This is a genomic window from Rossellomorea pakistanensis, from assembly GCF_016908495.1.
Lineage (GTDB): Bacteria > Bacillota > Bacilli > Bacillales > Bacillaceae_B > Rossellomorea > Rossellomorea pakistanensis.
This window is the reverse complement of record NZ_JAFBDZ010000004.1, coordinates 190,781-206,288: the sequence shown is the minus strand read 5'-3', so window position 1 is coordinate 206,288 and position 15,508 is coordinate 190,781. Positions and strand designations below refer to the sequence as shown.

The window sequence follows — 15,508 nt, the reverse complement described above, 5'->3', positions numbered from 1 at the left end:
AATAAAGGATTGAGTTAAATGCGGAATTTTGAAATAATTGGTATTAGGCAGGATAATAGAATAAGGAGATAGATTTACAAGATAAATACATATGGTTTTTTACTAGTAGGGAGTTAAAATGGAGGTCGTAGAATGATAAAGTTTATTGATGATTTAGCTGGTGCAATCTATGATTTCATTAAATTTATTTTTACAAGTATTTGTTATCTATTGGCTGGGATGGTAATAGTGGGGGTACCACTGTATCTCCTTTCATTTGTATTCGAGAAACTTAATTAAAGATACGACAGTTGCCCCCATAACCTGTTCATGAAAAGGGCAGTTAAATTCAATAAGATCCATATTACATAGAGAGTGGGAAAATCAATGGTTAAACAATTTCCAGTACTTGAAACAGAAAGATTAATTTTACGAGAAGTAAAAGTGGAAGATGCTAGTGATATGCATATGTATCTAGCAGATAAAGAAGTTGTGAAATATATGGGGCTGGAACCATTTCAAACGGTGGATGACGTGTGGGATGAAATCAAATGGTATAACTCAATTTACGAAGAAGATACTGGCATCAGATGGGGAATCACACTCAAAGATGTGGGGAAGGTCATAGGAAGCTGTGGGTTTCTTAATAGGATCCCCAAGCATTATCGTGCTGAAATTGGGTTTGAATTAAGCAAAGATTATTGGGGGAAAGGAATGGCTAGTGAAGCATTAGAGGCAGTTGTTAAATTTGGCTATCATCACTATCAGCTGGAAAGAATCGAAGCATTGATCGAACCTGGGAATCTTCCATCTCAAAAACTTGTAGAAAGACAAGGATTTATAAAAGAGGGGTTACTTAGACATTATGAATTTACTTGTGGGAAATTTGATGATTTATATATGTATTCACTTTTAAAAGAGGATGTTGACTTTATTTAAGGATAGTTAAGTATGTAAGACAAAACATATCCTTTAAATACAGTATCTTATAAACATAAATATAAATCTGTCATCCCAAAATGCAACTATTTTTACGAACTCCACAAATCAAAAATTAGTTAATAAAGGAGTCCGGAAAGGGTTATTTTCAGAATAACGGAGTGCTGGAATAGCGAAAGATGGATTTCTAATAGGAGTCCTAAGTGAAAAGAGGAAAACATATGTTAAGAACCTTTTAGAAAATCTTCATCTTGAGATCCTTTTACATGATATTTTGACAAGCAACAAAGCAAGTTTTCTCCTGCTTTGTTGCTTTTTTGTATTAGGCGCTAGTTTAAGAAAAATGTAATTTAATCATTTTTTGTAGAGACCCCCTCCAATCTATAAAAGGCTTAGAGGGGAAATATTTCGCAATAATCGTTGCCAATCATATTACTGGTGTATCTTTCAAAAATCGGTTTGTTGTCAATTTGATACCCACTGTTTTGTAAAGCTTGCAAAATTTCAGCCCATGCTTTTTTAATATCTTCCTCTGTATGTACCTACTCTTTGTTCAATTTTTTAAATGGATGCTTTTCTACTTATCATAAAATATAGGTTTGTTCGGAATTTGAGATCAAGCTTTTTTCAAAGTATTGTAATAATTGTACAATTCACTTCAATTTTTACAGTGTGAGTGAAATTTATATTTACTTTCCACCCGTACTTCAATTATAATGTGTTCAACTAATAATTATTTCATAATTCAGAATTTTATAATTGGACAAGGGGGTACGAGAATGTGGAAAAAGAATGTAGTGCCAATGTTACTGTTGCTCATGTCGTTGCTGTTTGTTTTAAGTGCCTGTCAGCCGTATCAGACAATTGCTGAAGGAGAACAAAGGGTCTACAAGTGGCGGATGGTCACACACCAAATTCCGGGGACGGCCCGCTATGAAGGTACGGTCAAGCCATTTGTAGAGGCGGTGGAGGAAATCACAGGTGGTCGGCTCGTCATTGAACCGTTTGGAGCGAATGTTCTGTTCCCGACAAATCAATCGTTTGACATGGTGAAAAACGGTGTAGTAGAAATCGCAGCGGTCTATACAGGATTCTGGACTGGAAAGGATCCGGTCTTTGCCCTAGGGGGCGGGACCATCCCTGGTGACCCGATTACTGGATTCCAAGAGCATTTCTATCGTTCAGATCAGCTGAAACCAATCATCGATGAAGCATATGAAAAACATGGGATCAAAAATCTCGGAGCATTTGATTATGCACCGGAAGAAGTGTTGATGTCACAGGTGCCAATTCGGTCAATCGACGATTTTAAGGGGAAAAACATACGGGCAGCGGGGGTAGCGAGCCTGTACTATAGCAAACTTGGTGCATCGGCCATTTCCCTTTCCGCACCTGAAATTTATACAGGCCTTCAATTAGGAACCGTGGATGCTGCAGAATACAACGATTTTCTTGTAAACGGTGAAATGGGGATGGATGAAGTGACCCAATACGTAATTGAGCCTGCACTTCATGTTGGACCGAGCACAGATAAGGAACTAATTGTCAATCCTAAGGCGTGGGAAGAGCTTCCGGAAGATTTGAAAGCAGCCGTTTATGTGGCCCGTGACAAAGTCCGTTATGAATCTGCCATTGCCTATGGAGTTGAGAACCAGAAGGCAAAGAAAGAATGGATGGAAAATCCGAACATTGAGTTCATCCAGCTGCCTAAGGAAGATATCGAGGTAATGCGCCAAAAAGGAATCGAGCTCTTGAATGAGTATAAGTCCAAGAGTGAGGCGAGCAAGGAATATATCGAGCAATATGCAAAGGTTCTTGCAGATCTAGGATACCTAGAAGAAGCAAAGAAACTTGGCTATGAAGAGTAAGGCGGTGAACAGGATGAAACCAATAATGAGAGGGATTGAAGCTTTGTCCTCCGCTGCTGGCAAACTCGCAGGTTACCTCATGATTCCGTTGACCCTGGTCATTGTGTACACCATTGTTATGCGCCGTTTCTTTTCAAATGCCCCAGATTGGGGATTCGAGGTTCCGATTTTCATTTTCGGTATCTCAATCCTGCTTGCAGGAGCGGATGTATTACGGATGAAAGGGCACATCGCCGTTGATATCATCAATGCACGTCTGCCAGACCGTTTGAACCGATTGCTGTCAACTTTCGCTCTACTACTCATTTTAGTCGTCTGCACATTCCTCGTGTTCAAAGGAACTGAAATGGCGATTGAATCGACTCGGATTCTGGAACGTTCTTCTCATCAAAGTTCATTCAATCCACAAATTTGGTGGTTTAAGTTGTTTATCCCGCTCAGCGGGCTACTCGTCTGGTTCCAGGCATGGGTTGAGGTTTACAAAGTCTGGCGTGGAGGTGAGAAATGATGATGTTTATTTTTGAATATGCGCCGATCGCCATGTTCTTACTGCTGTTACTTTTGTTGTTCCTTGGAGTACCGATAGCATTCTCACTTGCATTTGTAGGTGTCTTCTTTGCATTGATTATGTGGGGGATCGACAGCACAAGCCTCCTTACTAGTGCTGTTTGGGGTGTAATGAATAATTTCACGCTCCTCGCGATTCCGTTATTCATACTGATGTCCGTCTTGCTGGAAAAGACTAACATCATAGCAGATCTGTTCGATTCTGTTTATAAATGGTCCGGTGGATTACGTGGGGGCCTAGCCATTGCCGCTATTGTCGTGGGTGCCATTATCGGTGCTATTTCAGGGGTTGTCGCTGCAGGCGTAATCGGCTTGGGTTTGATTGCTTTACCGCAGATGATGAAATACAAATATAATGAAAATCTTAGTCTCGGTTCCATTATGGCAGGCGGCACTCTCGGACAAATTATTCCACCTAGCCTCAACATGGTAGTATATGGTGCAATTACCGGTGTATCCGTATCCAGTTTGTTTGCCGCGGGATTAGGTGCAGGATTCCTTCTGATTTTCTTGTTCATCATATACATCCTGATTCGTGCCTACCACAGGGAAGACATGGCGCCTGCACTTGCCAAAGAAGATCGTGCCACATTTAAAGAAAAAGTGGAGTCGCTTAGGTCTATCGCACTTCCATTATTGCTAATCATCATTGTCCTCGGTTCCATCTTCACAGGTATAGCGACCCCGACAGAAGGTGCCGCGGTTGGTGTCTTTGGAACGATATTGATCGGCTTCGGAACAAAGCGCTTAGATTGGAAAAAAACGAAGGAAGCAATCCATGAGTCGACAAAAATGACAGGTATGGTTGGTTGGATCCTGATCGGTGCTGCTGCATTCAGTGCAGTATTCTCTGGAGTCGGCGGAAATCAGTTCGTTTCAGAAATGGCTCAACTAGCACCGGGCGGAAAATGGGGAGTTCTTTTCTTCTCGCTTGCATTTATCATCCTGCTCGGAATGTTCCTTGAAACGATGGCGCTGATCATGCTCGCAGCTCCAATCATTTCACCGATCATCGTGAATGCCGGTTTTGATCCGTTATGGTGGGCGGTTGTCTTTATGGTAGTTCTTCAGATGGCATTTTTGACCCCGCCATTCGGTTTCGCCATTTTCTATCTGAAAAGCGCTGTCGGAGCGAAAGTGGGAATCGACAAGATTTACCGGGCAACCATACCATTTATCACGATCCAGCTGATTGCAACAATCATCCTAATCCTTTTCCCGATACTCGCTGTATGGCTGCCCAATTTACTAAATAAATAACATTAAACAGCAATAAATGAAAAAAACTCTTGGAAAGCTGTATTTGCTTTCTAAGAGTTTTTGACGCTATTATAGTGCTTAGAAGGAAGTCTATTAAAAATCGCTAGAATGGGTTGATTGAGTCATGGATAATAAACTAGGAAAAGACTTTAAACGAATTCGTAAAAGTAAAAAATTAACGTTGAGAGAGGTAAGTGAACGAAGCGGCCTTTCAGTAAGTTTCCTATCGCAAGTGGAAAGAGGAAATAGTTCAGTGACATTTACATCATTGCGAAAGATTGCCGAGGCATTAGAAGTAAACATCAACCTATTTTTTGAAGCGGAAGAAGGGTCTCCGTCAATAAAAAAACAGTCACTTAAAACAAGCGCAGTCCAACCTAATTTTACTTACACAAGTCTGGTTGGTAATATGGAAAAACCCCAATTTTACCCGGCACGTATTGAATTGAAAGCTGGCGAGTCTCACACTACACCCTATAGACACCATGGTCAGGAATTTGTCTATGTGTTAGAAGGCGAATTAAAAGTTGTTTTGGAAAACCATCAAGAGACTTTATATGCTCATGAATCATTGCATATCGATTCTACAGAAAAACATGTTTGGTACAACGAAACGGATCAGCCGGTGATATTACTTGTTGTCAGTACAAATAACTGACTCAATAGAATTTTATCCTTTTTAATTGTTATTCTTTATTTTCTGCAGTTTCTGATTGAAGGGTAGAATTGTCATTTGACTCAGTATATCTTTCTTTGGTACCAGATTGACCTTCATCGGTTTTTGTATCCCATATGCTGTATTTGAGTGTATTTGGAACTTCTTTGTGATGATCAGGCATTATTAAACCACCTCCATTTAATATAGTTTCAATAAAAAATAAAACTATACTTCAATAAAGTGATTGTCTACAATTTACTTAATGGAAGAAGACGTTGTTTTATGAAAATAACAACTATTCTTAGTGAGGTAGAAGAAGTTTTTAAAAATAATTAGTTCCCCATGCAAAGTAGGGTTTCATTTATTTAACGGCTGTGGTTTAAGATATAGTCATAAAATAAAATTAAAACGCTCAGAGTTAATCTCTAAGCGTTTTATAAGTTTATCTTAATTTTTACTATAACTATTTTTAATTAAGCCTGGTCATTTTGTGAATCGATAAGTTGCCCCTAAGGTCTGGATATCTTCTTCTTGTTCAGAGCCGGAAAATGTGATTAAAAAAGGCGTTTCACCACGTCTGTTGAGAATATCGGAAACAATTCCATTTCCGATAGGGCTGTAGAAGACGATGTCACCGCCTTCTAGCTTTAGCTTTCTTCCTCGTGCCTTTAGTTTTTCATCGTTAAAAGGTGTTTCCATTTTTATGTCTAAATAGTTTGCCCACGTGTGAATGGTCTTCTCCACATCTTTCACAGCATAGCCCACAGCTGACAGTGATAAATTGCCCCTTGGATGATTAGCCATAATGGTGCGTTGGGTTAAATCCTGTCTACGGTCCTTATCACTTTCTTGCCATTCAATAAAAAAAGGCAGATCAAGCGTTTCATCCGATTTTCCAACAAATAATAGTTTCCAGGAAAGGAGGCTGCCATCTGGTCGCCTTCTGCTTAAAGGGGATGGACCATACACCTCTAGACCAAGTCGCCGGAAACGTTCGGCTTCAGCTTCCAAATCGCTGGAACGAAGGGCGATTCTTCGTAACCCATTTGTATGAGGATTTCTTCTGATGGTTTCTTTTAAACTATATTTCTCTCTATCAGGGGTGTCTATCAACTGTTGGTCAAATATGCCGATTAATTCAATATAGCTGAGATCAAAATAACTGAGGGCATTGTATGTTCCAAGATGATCATGGCGTCCCCCTTCTACTACATGTAATCCCATTTTCTGAATTAGCTTCATTGCTTCTAATGGCTGATGAACGAAATGAACGATATGATCGAATTGAAAGCTCATTAGTTAGCTCCTTTTCTACTCATCTTATTTTTTTATGTACCACTTTCCACATTGCTTCTTTAGCTTTTACCAATTTTCTTGGATCATTTACTCTGGGTTTTGATTAGATATCATTGACGAAGAGCTATTGGTTTAAGGGAGATGCCTTCAAGTTTAGAGGAGGCATCTTATTATTATCTACCTCCTTTTGAATCCGAGTAAATGGAATACCTCTATATACTAATTCTCCATTTTCTAAGAATTCCTTTGTGAAATTGTTCGATACGTGAGAATGTAAAAGTTTAAACGTACCATCGCTAAACAATAGATATTTTAAAATCCGGTCTTCAAATGAAAACCGGATTTTAAAATGAAATCAATGATGATGACCATGACCTTGCTCTTGATCTTGAGATTCTTTATTAAGAGAATCAAGTTCCTCTTCTGAAACATTCCCTACAATCAATTGCTTCTTTGGCATGACATGCAGGCCTCGGGCAGATACATGGGTTTGAACGTAGTAGATACCCTCCTCTTTAAAGGCCTTTTTGACACGATAGGTTCCACCTGATTCATGCTGAGCATCGATCAGCTCACTGTCCTCCTTGTTATTGGACTTCCATATTTCAAATTGGATGTCTTCAGCATCTTCCACCTTTTCTTTCCCTTGTGTGACTTGAACCTTTAGCACATTTTCTTGATTAAGAGAAATCTCTCCAGGTAGTAAAATATCAGCTTCTAGTCGTTCAGGTGAAGATTCGGTATTGGCTGTACACCCTGAAGCCAATAGCAACGTAAACATCAGCATGATACTTGTGAAAAATCTATTCAATTCTTTTTCCCCCAATATTTCAGCTAAGCCAAGCCTTTAGTGTTTTGATTTTCGAAAACAGAAAACGATCGAATAAGAATACTACGATAATGGAAATCCCGACTAACGGCATGATGACTCCCATGGCTAACATGATAAAGAATACGGTTCTTGTGATCTTTTTATCCTTGGATTTGGCAGGTGATCCTATCTTGCCTTCCGGTTTTCGTTTTCTCCACATCATAAATGAGCTGACCACTAAACCAATCAGGCCCATACAAACGATAAGACCGAGCATTTGATTAGCGAAACCGAATAAACGTCCCTCATGTAAAGCGATCCCCAGCGTAATCGCTTTTGCCATTATTCCATAATCATCAAAACGGACATCACTTAAAATGGAACCCGAATATTGATCTACATGTAATGTTGCGTTATCACCCGGCTTAGTATGGGAGGTAGCAATGGTATAGACGCCTTTTTCACCTTGTGGCATGGAGATTGTATAGGGTTTTTTGATTTCTTCATTCCTTGCAATATAGGTAACGTCTTCGAGAGATATTGGTACATACCCATTAGGACTAGACACTGGAACGGACAAATTCTCTGTCGCCCAAGGTACATCTTCTGCTACATCTTTTGTTTTGACAATGGACTCTGGCTTTTCTTCAAAGCTTTGAGCAAATGGCGGGTAGCCGGTATTGGTTGAAGTGGCGAGACGATTGATTTGTTCGCCCATCACTCCTGACCAAGGGAGTCCGGTTGCAATTAAGATTAAAATAAACACAGATAACCAGAACGCCGGTACAGCGTGCATATCTCGCCAAAAGGTCCTTCCTTCACTACTAAACCTTGGGAGAATCGTTCCCCATATGGAAGCTTTATTTCTTGGCCACCAGATATATAAACCTGTAATCAATAAAATGACGGCCCAACATGCAGCAAGCTCAACGATTCGGTTGGCCACCGTACCTCCAACCATTAATTCACTATGAAGCTTTTTCACGATTTCCGTAAATTTTTCTTCATTATTCAAAGCACCTGTAATATCGCCATTATAAGGATTGACGAAAACGGAGGACATCTGACCGTTTTCCATTAATCCAATTTCAGTCGTTCGAATTGGATTATCATAATATTTAATGGAGGTAATCGTCCCGCTAGGATAGGTTTCCATGACCTTGGATACTTGTTCAGAAGGAGATAAGCTTGAGGAACCTTCTGCCTGAACATAGTAGAGATCTTGATAGAGCATTGATTCAATTTGCGGTTTAAACAAGTAGATAGAACCACTTAAAGCGAGAATGATTAAAAATGGTGCGAAAATAAGCCCTGCATAGAAGTGCCATCTCCATACCGTTTGATAAAGAGAGGTTCTAGTGCGTTTTTTAGAGTTTTTTACTATTTTTTCTACTTTTACAGCTTCCAATCTTTTCTCCTCCTACTTTCCCGAATGACAACCGCCATTCCCATGCATTTCCAAGGCTATCGCTTGAATGGCTTCTTCAAAATAGTGGATATTTCCACCGAACCCCATCTGAAATTGTTTGGCTTGTCTCATTGACTCAAAAGCAATTACTTGTGGTTGACAACAGTTCAGATGAATATCTGCATTTAAAAGAAAGACCGCGGTCTTAGCACTGATCGTGGTCGCATGTAAGAAATCATGGCAAATAATTTGTGAGACTTCATTTTTAATATCCTGAAATCGCAGAAGACCACAATGCGGACAACAAGCTTGCTCCACCTGTTGATTCTTTTTAATTAATTGAACAGGCATTCTCGTATTTGAGTCCTTAAAGCAATAAGGACAATGACTAGAAGAAAAGGAGCTTTGAGTCAAAAGAGTAATGCCATTTGATGTTTTTTCTATTTTCTGCTGATCAATTAAAGGTTTTAAATCTCGGTAGATTGTCATTTCGGATACTTCTAATCTTTTACTGATATCCGAAACACGTAATGACTCTTCCTGTTCTAACCATGTTAAAATTTGTTGTTGTCGTTCAATCGGTAACATTTTATCCCTCCATTCTTTATTTGACAACGTTCCGTTTTATTCATTAGATCGCTTATGAAACTACTTTAATTCAGACATGATTTTTGTGAAAATGAATGTGAAAAAATGTTGAATGATAACATTATTAACCATAATTAATTATACCATTCAAATGTGAGGAAAAAATGAAGTTTGATAGGTTCCTTTATTTAAAGTTTTGGGGAATTTTTGGATATGGTCTTATCCAAAAATTATTGAAATGAGAGTAGAAGAAGTTTAAAACTTGGCAGTGCTTGTTTGATTTACCTAACTTAAACTAATAATTACTACGGATCTAGATCCATAAAAGAAGACGAAATCGAAAAGACTTCGCCTTCAAACTCTACCATTTTAATAATGTGTATACTTCGATTATGAGTTCATAACCAGGTTGTGCCTCTAGTATCTATGATCACTTTTACACATTTTAATTTTCTCAACCACCACTTTCCGCATGGCTTCTTTAGCCGGGGCCATATACTTTCTTGGATCATTTGCCTCTCGGTTTTCGACTAGGTATTTTCTTACTTCATTGGAGAAAGGGATTTTTAACTCTGTTGCGATATTGACTTTACAGCATCCTAAATCAATACATTTCCTCACCTCATCAGTGCTAATTCCGGAAGCACCGTGAAGAACTAAAGGTACATCAACCACCATTTGAATTTGGGCTAAGCGGTCAAAGTCCAGTTTTGGAGCGGATTTGTAAAGGCCATGGGCGGTTCCAATCGCAACTGCAAGGGAATCGACTCCAGTACGTTGAACGAATTCAGCTGCTGCCGCAGGGTCTGTATAAAAGGAGTCCTTTTCATCCACGACTAAATCGTCCTCCTGCCCCCCTAAGCGTCCTAGTTCTGCTTCGACGGTCACTCCATGAACGTGTGCATACTCGACGACTTCTTTTACAAGTTTAATATTTTCTTCAAAAGGATGATGAGAGCCGTCAATCATAGCGGATTTTGTTCCTAGTTGAATCGATTCTTTAATATCTTCTAAGCTCTCATGGTGATCAAGGTGCAATGCAATCGGTATGTCATATCGTTTTGCTGCTGTTTCGGCAATCGCTTGAATATAATCTCTGCCGCCATATTGGAATGTACCTGGCGTACCTGCGAGAATAACAGGGGAACGCATTTCCATTGCGGCTTCTACAATCACTTGGATGGTTTCTAGATTATGAACATTAAAGGCAGGAACGGCATAGGCTTCCTTTTGTGCTTTGAGTAGCATTTCCTTTGTATTGACTAGGTGATTGGCGATATGAGTAGTCATATATAAGTCACTCCGTTTTCATTTTGGATTTCCTCGCTCTATAAATTGCTGTTAATGGCTAACTAAAGCGTTATTTAATTGATCCAGAATTTGTTTAGGCTTTGATGCCGCCAACAAATGGTCACGGATTTCTTGATGGATTAACATTCTTGAGATGCTCGACAAAAGCGATAGATGGGTTGTGCCAGCCTCACTTTCTGGGATTAATAAAGCGATCAAAAATTTTACAGGTTTTCCGTCCATTGAATCCCACTCAATTCCATCCTTTAGGGTGATAATAATTGCACCAGGCTTGTGAATCGCCTCTGATTTTGTATGTGGGATGGCAAAACCATCGAGGAAGCCCGTTGTCCCATGTGTTTCCCGGTTGAATAGCCCATCGACAATTGCTTGTTTTGAATCAGAAATATCCGCTTCCATCGCGACTTCTGCTATCTTTTCGAATACTTCTTTTTGAGAGGTTAATGGTTGATGAACCAAGATGTTATTTAGATTAAAAATCTCTATCATGTTTTACACTCCTTATGAACGAATTAAGCGGATATTTTTTCACTCTGTGGTACTTGATTATTTTGAGCACTGAACTTTCTTGAATAGCCATAAGCCACTGCACCGACAAGGGATCCAATTAAGATCGCCAAGACCCACTTGAATGCTCCTGTTACGACCGGCAGCACTAAGAATCCGCCATGGGGGGCAGGCACTTGGACATTAAACGTATACGTTAAAATCGCTGAGACCGAAGAGGCTACCATAAGAATCGGGATGACTACAATAGGGTTTTTGGCGGCAAACGGTATTGCGCCTTCGGTTATATGGGTCGATCCTAAGATAAAGTTCACGACTCCTGCGTTCCGCTCAGATTGATTAAAGTACTTTTTAAAGAGGACAACCGCAAATGCTGTTACAAGGGGCGGTGTGATACAAGCTGCTGATACTCCCGCCATAAAGTAGAGATTTCCTTCAGCAAGTAAAGCGGTTCCCGTTACATAAGCTGCTTTATTGATCGGTCCACCCATGTCGAAGGCACTCATCGTTCCGACAATTAATCCTAGAATGATCGGATTGGCATTTTGAAAATCAGCTAGAAAGGACATCATTCCTTCATTAATAACAGTCATTGGCTCAACAAAAAGGGTCATTAGTGCTCCTGTAAGGAGGATTCCTAGTACTGGGAAAAGAAAAATTGCTTTTAAGCCTTCTAAAGATTTTGACATTTTACTAAATAATTTTGAAAGGAGAACAATGACATACCCTGCAAGGAAACCTGCGACAATTCCTCCAAGAAAACCTGCGCCTCCAGTTGAAGCGATCATGCCTCCAATGAATCCGGCTACCAAACCTGGGCGCTTGGCAATGGATTCCGCTATATAGGCAGCAAGGATTGGGACCATCAATTGAAAGCCAAGACCTCCTACATCTTTTAACAGCTTGGCCGTTGGGTTAAACGATTCATGATCAGGATTGGCCGAATGAATTCCAAATAGGAAAGAGAGGGCGATTAAAACCCCGCCGCCGACAACGAATGGCAGCATATGGGAAACTCCATTCATTAAGTGCTTATAAATGGATCTTCCAATGGAAGCTCCTGATTGAGATGCTTCTTCATTTTCTGTATCAGCTTGTTGTTTACTCGAAGGTTTGTACACTTTTGCTTTTCCCTCTATGATGGTACTGATCAGGGTTTCTGCATCTCTGATTCCTTTAGCTACGGGAACATCGACAACTGGTTTTCCGATAAATCTGTCGGCATTGACATCCTTATCAGCTGCGATAATGACACCATCTGCTTCACGAATTTCTTCTTTTGTTAAAGCATTCTCAATTCCCACTTGTCCATGAGTTTCGACTTTAATCTCAACTCCTAATTTTTTGGCAGCGATTTTCAACGCTTCAGCCGCCATAAAAGTATGGGCAATTCCAGTAGGACAGCCTGTTGCGGCAATGATTTTGATCTTACTCATTTCTTAAACCCCCTTAATATTGAATGTATTTATATAGTTAAGCTTGATGCTTTTTACCAAGTGGTCAATATCCGTTAAGTCACTCAAGCCCATTGAAAAAGCAGTGGAGGCCCCTGTTGCTGAGGCATAGATTAAGGCTTCTTCTAAATCGGAGTCTTGCTCAAGCTTGGCAATGAAGGATCCGAGAAGTGCATCTCCTGAACAAGCGGTATTCACGACTTTTCCTTGAGGGGAAGTGACATGAATTGCGATTTCATGTGACATGTATATCGATCCTTCTTCCCCTAGAGAAATTAGCACCTGCATTGCCCCTTTGTGTAACAATTCATACCCGAATGTCAAGACCTCTTCCAGAGTTACATCATCTTTGTCAAACCAATTTGCTAATTCCTCTCGGTTCGGTTTGATTAAGTAGGGCCTATTAGGAAGGCAATCAAGAAGTGTTTTTGAACTGATGTCGAGTATTAACTTGAAATTATTTTGTTTTGAAATTTCTGATATTTCGAGATAAATGTCATCTGATAATCCTTTTGGCAGACTTCCTGATACAAAAAGGATACTCCCTTCTGGAATGAATCTAATTTTCGTTAACATTTCCTCTTTTTTTGAAAGTGGAACTTCCGGGCCTTTGTTGACGATTTTATATTCTTTTTCTTTCGTTCGGACAAACGTATTCACCCGTGTGATTCCATTGATTTCAATAAAGTCTGTTATAATGCCTTGCTGCTGAAGCTCACTTTCAATAAATTTTCCAGTGAACCCTCCAATAAAGCCAAGTGCTGTATTGTTGATCCCCATCTTTTTTAGAATAAGAGAGATATTGATCGTTTTTCCATTTGCTTGATAGTCTTCTGTGTTTGTACGATTCACTACATAGGGATCTAGGGAATCAGAATCCACAAATAAGTCAATAGCTGGATTTAACGTACAAGTGTAAATCATGGTGAACCCCCTTCGTGCGAGAAATGTATTGCTTACCTTGATTATGACATAGGGAAAGATGAAAATGTTTTCAGAATATGTAAAGGTTTTCAGTGTCTGAGGATGTTATATTTTCCTTATAAAAAGAAGAGAGGGAGAGAGAAATGAAATTAATCGCTATTGATTTAGACGGAACGCTTTTGTCAAGCACGGGATCGATCAGTCAAGAAAATATAGAGGCCATCCATCAGGTACAGGAACTAGGCCATGTAGTCATGATATCTTCAGGACGTTCTCTTCATGATACAAAAGAAATCATTCAACATGCTGGCATTGATTGCCCGATTATTACAGGAAATGGCGCTATTGCTTTTGAGTCAGGAAAAGTGATTCAAAATTTGATTATGGAGGAGAAGGTAATAGAGGAATTGGTGGATAGGTTACAAAGGGAAGGATATTACTTTGAGATTTATACCAATAAGGGGATTCTTATTCTAGAAAACGGGAGGGGAATACTAAATCGTGAAATTCAGTCCATACAGAATCAAGATGAAAGCTTTTCTGTCGAATGGGCAACGGGTGAAATTGACATCCAATACAAGCAGAATGGCTTACACCTTATTAGCGATTGTAGGGGTCTTAATTTTGCAAGTTTAGAGGTTTATAAGATATTTGTCCTTTCGTTTAATAGAGTCAGACTTCTAGAATTAAAAGAAAGACTTAGTGAAAGAACTGATCTTTCCCTCACTTCATCTGGAAAGACAAAATTAGAAATTGCCCATCCACATACAAGTAAAGGAAATGCCTTAAAGATGATGGCGAATTATTTGAATATCCCTATGAAAGATACCGTCGCGATAGGGGACAACTTAAATGATTTCTCCATGTTTGAGGCGGCTGGGATGAGTATTGCGATGGGGAATGCTGAGGATGAGGTGAAGGAGAGAAGTATGTTTATAACGAAAGATCATGATGAGAATGGAGTGGGGTATGCATTAAAGGAGTGTCTATTAAAAAGCTCTAATTCTGATTAAGATTGTATAATCTTTATAATTTATATAGAATGAGGTCGCTCTTGAGAGGTTCGTGTAGAACGTTTAGGCAGCGGTCTTTTTTGTTTATTTTACATTCAATAATAGAAGAGTTCGCAGTGTTTTATTTTCTGAATAATAAAATAATTCTTTACATTCTGATTAATGGGATTTACAATATAATTGTATACAATTATTCAATTATATTTAGATTTGCGAGGTGAAACTAGTTGAGAACCCAACGAGATATCCCGAAGATGGTAAGAGTTTCGGCTAAAGACTTTGCCTACACAGAGGTTAAACAAAGAATTATTCATTGCAATTTTAGGCCAGGCCAACAAATCGTTGAAGAAGAATTATCGAGTGAATTGGAGATAAGTCGAACCCCCCTAAGAGAAGCTCTTCAAAGATTAGAATTGGAGGAATTAGTGGTTCGTCAACCAAATGGACGCTTGAAAGTTGCCCCCGTATCAGTAAAAGAGGTAAAAGAATTATTTATGGTTCGAAGCATGTTAGAAGGGATAGTTGTGACAGAAGCGGTTGATAACATTACAGATCAAGATATTCGAAATTTATCTTACTTGGTGAGAATGGTGAAAGAGACTTCAGGAGAAGGCAATCATGAAGATGTCAGTAACTTTGGTACCCAATTTCATACCTATCTTTACAATCTTAGCCAAAACAAAACGGTTGTGAAGATCCTTTTTCAACTGAACGATCATATTACACGGTACAGACGCTTAGCTCATTTTATCGATACTAAAAAGACGTCGGATGAACATGAGGTCATTCTAGATTTCATTATCAAGAAGGATAAAAAAAATGCGGAATTAACGATGAAAAATCACGTGTTAGATTCCATGAACCAAGCAGTTATAGCTGTCATGCAATATGAAGAATCATTGAATAACCCAGCCAACTAAGCCTT

Annotated in this window: 17 protein-coding genes; 8 read left to right on the top strand and 9 right to left on the bottom strand. The window is 39.3% G+C overall.

What is annotated here, in order from left to right; all coding sequences use genetic code 11:
* Positions 1–132: 132 nt before the first annotated feature.
* The 6 genes from JOC86_RS18620 to JOC86_RS18595 all read left to right on the top strand — a co-directional run bounded on the left by JOC86_RS18620 (position 133) and on the right by JOC86_RS18595 (position 5,271).
* Positions 133–279, top strand: coding sequence for a hypothetical protein (locus tag JOC86_RS18620; protein WP_205174453.1), 147 nt, complete (start codon positions 133–135; stop codon positions 277–279).
* 87 nt (positions 280–366) lie between these two features.
* Entirely contained in the window at positions 367–918 is a 552-nt protein-coding gene (locus JOC86_RS18615) for a GNAT family N-acetyltransferase (RefSeq protein WP_205174452.1), read from the top strand.
* A gap of 779 nt (positions 919–1,697) precedes the next feature.
* Positions 1,698–2,786 carry a TRAP transporter substrate-binding protein DctP gene (gene dctP, locus JOC86_RS18610; RefSeq protein ID WP_205174451.1) on the top strand — a complete coding sequence of 363 codons (1,089 nt, stop codon included), beginning with the start codon at positions 1,698–1,700 and terminating at the stop codon, positions 2,784–2,786.
* Between the two features lie 13 nt (positions 2,787–2,799).
* A complete protein-coding gene (locus JOC86_RS18605) occupies positions 2,800–3,294 on the top strand; it encodes a TRAP transporter small permease subunit (RefSeq protein WP_205174450.1) in 495 nt (164 codons plus the stop codon).
* A complete protein-coding gene (locus tag JOC86_RS18600) occupies positions 3,291–4,613 on the top strand; it encodes a TRAP transporter large permease (RefSeq protein ID WP_239587698.1) in 1,323 nt (440 codons plus the stop codon). Before JOC86_RS18605 ends, JOC86_RS18600 begins: the two co-directional genes overlap by 4 nt.
* A 124-nt stretch (positions 4,614–4,737) precedes the next feature.
* Positions 4,738–5,271 (top strand): helix-turn-helix domain-containing protein, encoded by a 534-nt coding sequence (locus JOC86_RS18595; RefSeq protein WP_205174449.1) that lies wholly within the window; start codon positions 4,738–4,740, stop codon positions 5,269–5,271.
* Between the two features lie 28 nt (positions 5,272–5,299).
* Here the strand turns inward: JOC86_RS18595 and JOC86_RS18590 are convergent, their stop codons facing one another.
* The 9 genes from JOC86_RS18590 to pfkB all read right to left on the bottom strand — a co-directional run bounded on the left by JOC86_RS18590 (position 5,300) and on the right by pfkB (position 13,570).
* Positions 5,300–5,452, bottom strand: coding sequence for a hypothetical protein (locus JOC86_RS18590; protein ID WP_205174448.1), 153 nt, complete (start codon positions 5,450–5,452; stop codon positions 5,300–5,302).
* A 302-nt stretch (positions 5,453–5,754) separates the two neighbouring features.
* Positions 5,755–6,567, bottom strand: coding sequence for a VOC family protein (locus JOC86_RS18585; RefSeq protein WP_205174447.1), 813 nt, complete (start codon positions 6,565–6,567; stop codon positions 5,755–5,757).
* A 355-nt stretch (positions 6,568–6,922) separates the two neighbouring features.
* On the bottom strand, positions 6,923–7,378 hold the full coding sequence (locus JOC86_RS18580; RefSeq protein WP_239587697.1) for a FixH family protein: 456 nt from the start codon (positions 7,376–7,378) through the stop codon (positions 6,923–6,925).
* Positions 7,379–7,397: 19 nt separating this feature from the next.
* Complete coding sequence (locus JOC86_RS18575) at positions 7,398–8,786, bottom strand: PepSY-associated TM helix domain-containing protein (RefSeq protein ID WP_205174446.1); 1,389 nt, start codon at positions 8,784–8,786, stop codon at positions 7,398–7,400.
* Positions 8,787–8,798: 12 nt separating this feature from the next.
* Positions 8,799–9,374, bottom strand: a complete 576-nt coding sequence (locus tag JOC86_RS18570; RefSeq protein ID WP_205174445.1) for a DeoR family transcriptional regulator — start codon at positions 9,372–9,374, stop codon at positions 8,799–8,801.
* Positions 9,375–9,791: 417 nt separating this feature from the next.
* Positions 9,792–10,664, bottom strand: coding sequence for a tagatose bisphosphate family class II aldolase (locus JOC86_RS18565; RefSeq protein WP_205174444.1), 873 nt, complete (start codon positions 10,662–10,664; stop codon positions 9,792–9,794).
* 51 nt (positions 10,665–10,715) lie between these two features.
* Positions 10,716–11,174: a PTS sugar transporter subunit IIA gene (locus JOC86_RS18560; RefSeq protein WP_205174443.1), complete on the bottom strand. Its 459-nt coding sequence runs from the start codon at positions 11,172–11,174 to the stop codon at positions 10,716–10,718.
* 23 nt (positions 11,175–11,197) lie between these two features.
* Positions 11,198–12,628 (bottom strand): PTS fructose transporter subunit IIC, encoded by a 1,431-nt coding sequence (locus tag JOC86_RS18555; RefSeq protein ID WP_205174442.1) that lies wholly within the window; start codon positions 12,626–12,628, stop codon positions 11,198–11,200.
* 3 nt (positions 12,629–12,631) lie between these two features.
* Entirely contained in the window at positions 12,632–13,570 is a 939-nt protein-coding gene (gene pfkB, locus JOC86_RS18550) for a 1-phosphofructokinase (protein WP_205174441.1), read from the bottom strand.
* Positions 13,571–13,713: 143 nt separating this feature from the next.
* Between pfkB and JOC86_RS18545 the strand changes: the two genes are divergently transcribed.
* Positions 13,714–14,583, top strand: a complete 870-nt coding sequence (locus JOC86_RS18545; protein WP_205174440.1) for a Cof-type HAD-IIB family hydrolase — start codon at positions 13,714–13,716, stop codon at positions 14,581–14,583.
* Positions 14,584–14,810: 227 nt separating this feature from the next.
* On the top strand, positions 14,811–15,503 hold the full coding sequence (locus tag JOC86_RS18540; RefSeq protein WP_205174439.1) for a GntR family transcriptional regulator: 693 nt from the start codon (positions 14,811–14,813) through the stop codon (positions 15,501–15,503).
* Positions 15,504–15,508: the final 5 nt, after the last annotated feature.

Excerpts from the sequence above, each read along its gene's own strand:
- JOC86_RS18620 (WP_205174453.1), top strand. The coding sequence starts at position 133 with ATGATAAAGTTTATTGATGATTTAGCTGGTGCAATCTATGATTTCATT.
- JOC86_RS18615 (WP_205174452.1), top strand. The coding sequence starts at position 367 with ATGGTTAAACAATTTCCAGTACTTGAAACAGAAAGATTAATTTTACGA.
- dctP (WP_205174451.1), top strand. The coding sequence starts at position 1,698 with ATGTGGAAAAAGAATGTAGTGCCAATGTTACTGTTGCTCATGTCGTTG.
- JOC86_RS18605 (WP_205174450.1), top strand. The coding sequence starts at position 2,800 with ATGAAACCAATAATGAGAGGGATTGAAGCTTTGTCCTCCGCTGCTGGC.
- JOC86_RS18600 (WP_239587698.1), top strand. The coding sequence starts at position 3,291 with ATGATGATGTTTATTTTTGAATATGCGCCGATCGCCATGTTCTTACTG.
- JOC86_RS18595 (WP_205174449.1), top strand. The coding sequence starts at position 4,738 with ATGGATAATAAACTAGGAAAAGACTTTAAACGAATTCGTAAAAGTAAA.
- JOC86_RS18590 (WP_205174448.1), bottom strand. The coding sequence starts at position 5,452 with ATGCCTGATCATCACAAAGAAGTTCCAAATACACTCAAATACAGCATA.
- JOC86_RS18585 (WP_205174447.1), bottom strand. The coding sequence starts at position 6,567 with ATGAGCTTTCAATTCGATCATATCGTTCATTTCGTTCATCAGCCATTA.
- JOC86_RS18570 (WP_205174445.1), bottom strand. The coding sequence starts at position 9,374 with ATGTTACCGATTGAACGACAACAACAAATTTTAACATGGTTAGAACAG.
- JOC86_RS18565 (WP_205174444.1), bottom strand. The coding sequence starts at position 10,664 with ATGACTACTCATATCGCCAATCACCTAGTCAATACAAAGGAAATGCTA.
- JOC86_RS18560 (WP_205174443.1), bottom strand. The coding sequence starts at position 11,174 with ATGATAGAGATTTTTAATCTAAATAACATCTTGGTTCATCAACCATTA.
- JOC86_RS18555 (WP_205174442.1), bottom strand. The coding sequence starts at position 12,628 with ATGAGTAAGATCAAAATCATTGCCGCAACAGGCTGTCCTACTGGAATT.
- pfkB (WP_205174441.1), bottom strand. The coding sequence starts at position 13,570 with ATGATTTACACTTGTACGTTAAATCCAGCTATTGACTTATTTGTGGAT.
- JOC86_RS18545 (WP_205174440.1), top strand. The coding sequence starts at position 13,714 with ATGAAATTAATCGCTATTGATTTAGACGGAACGCTTTTGTCAAGCACG.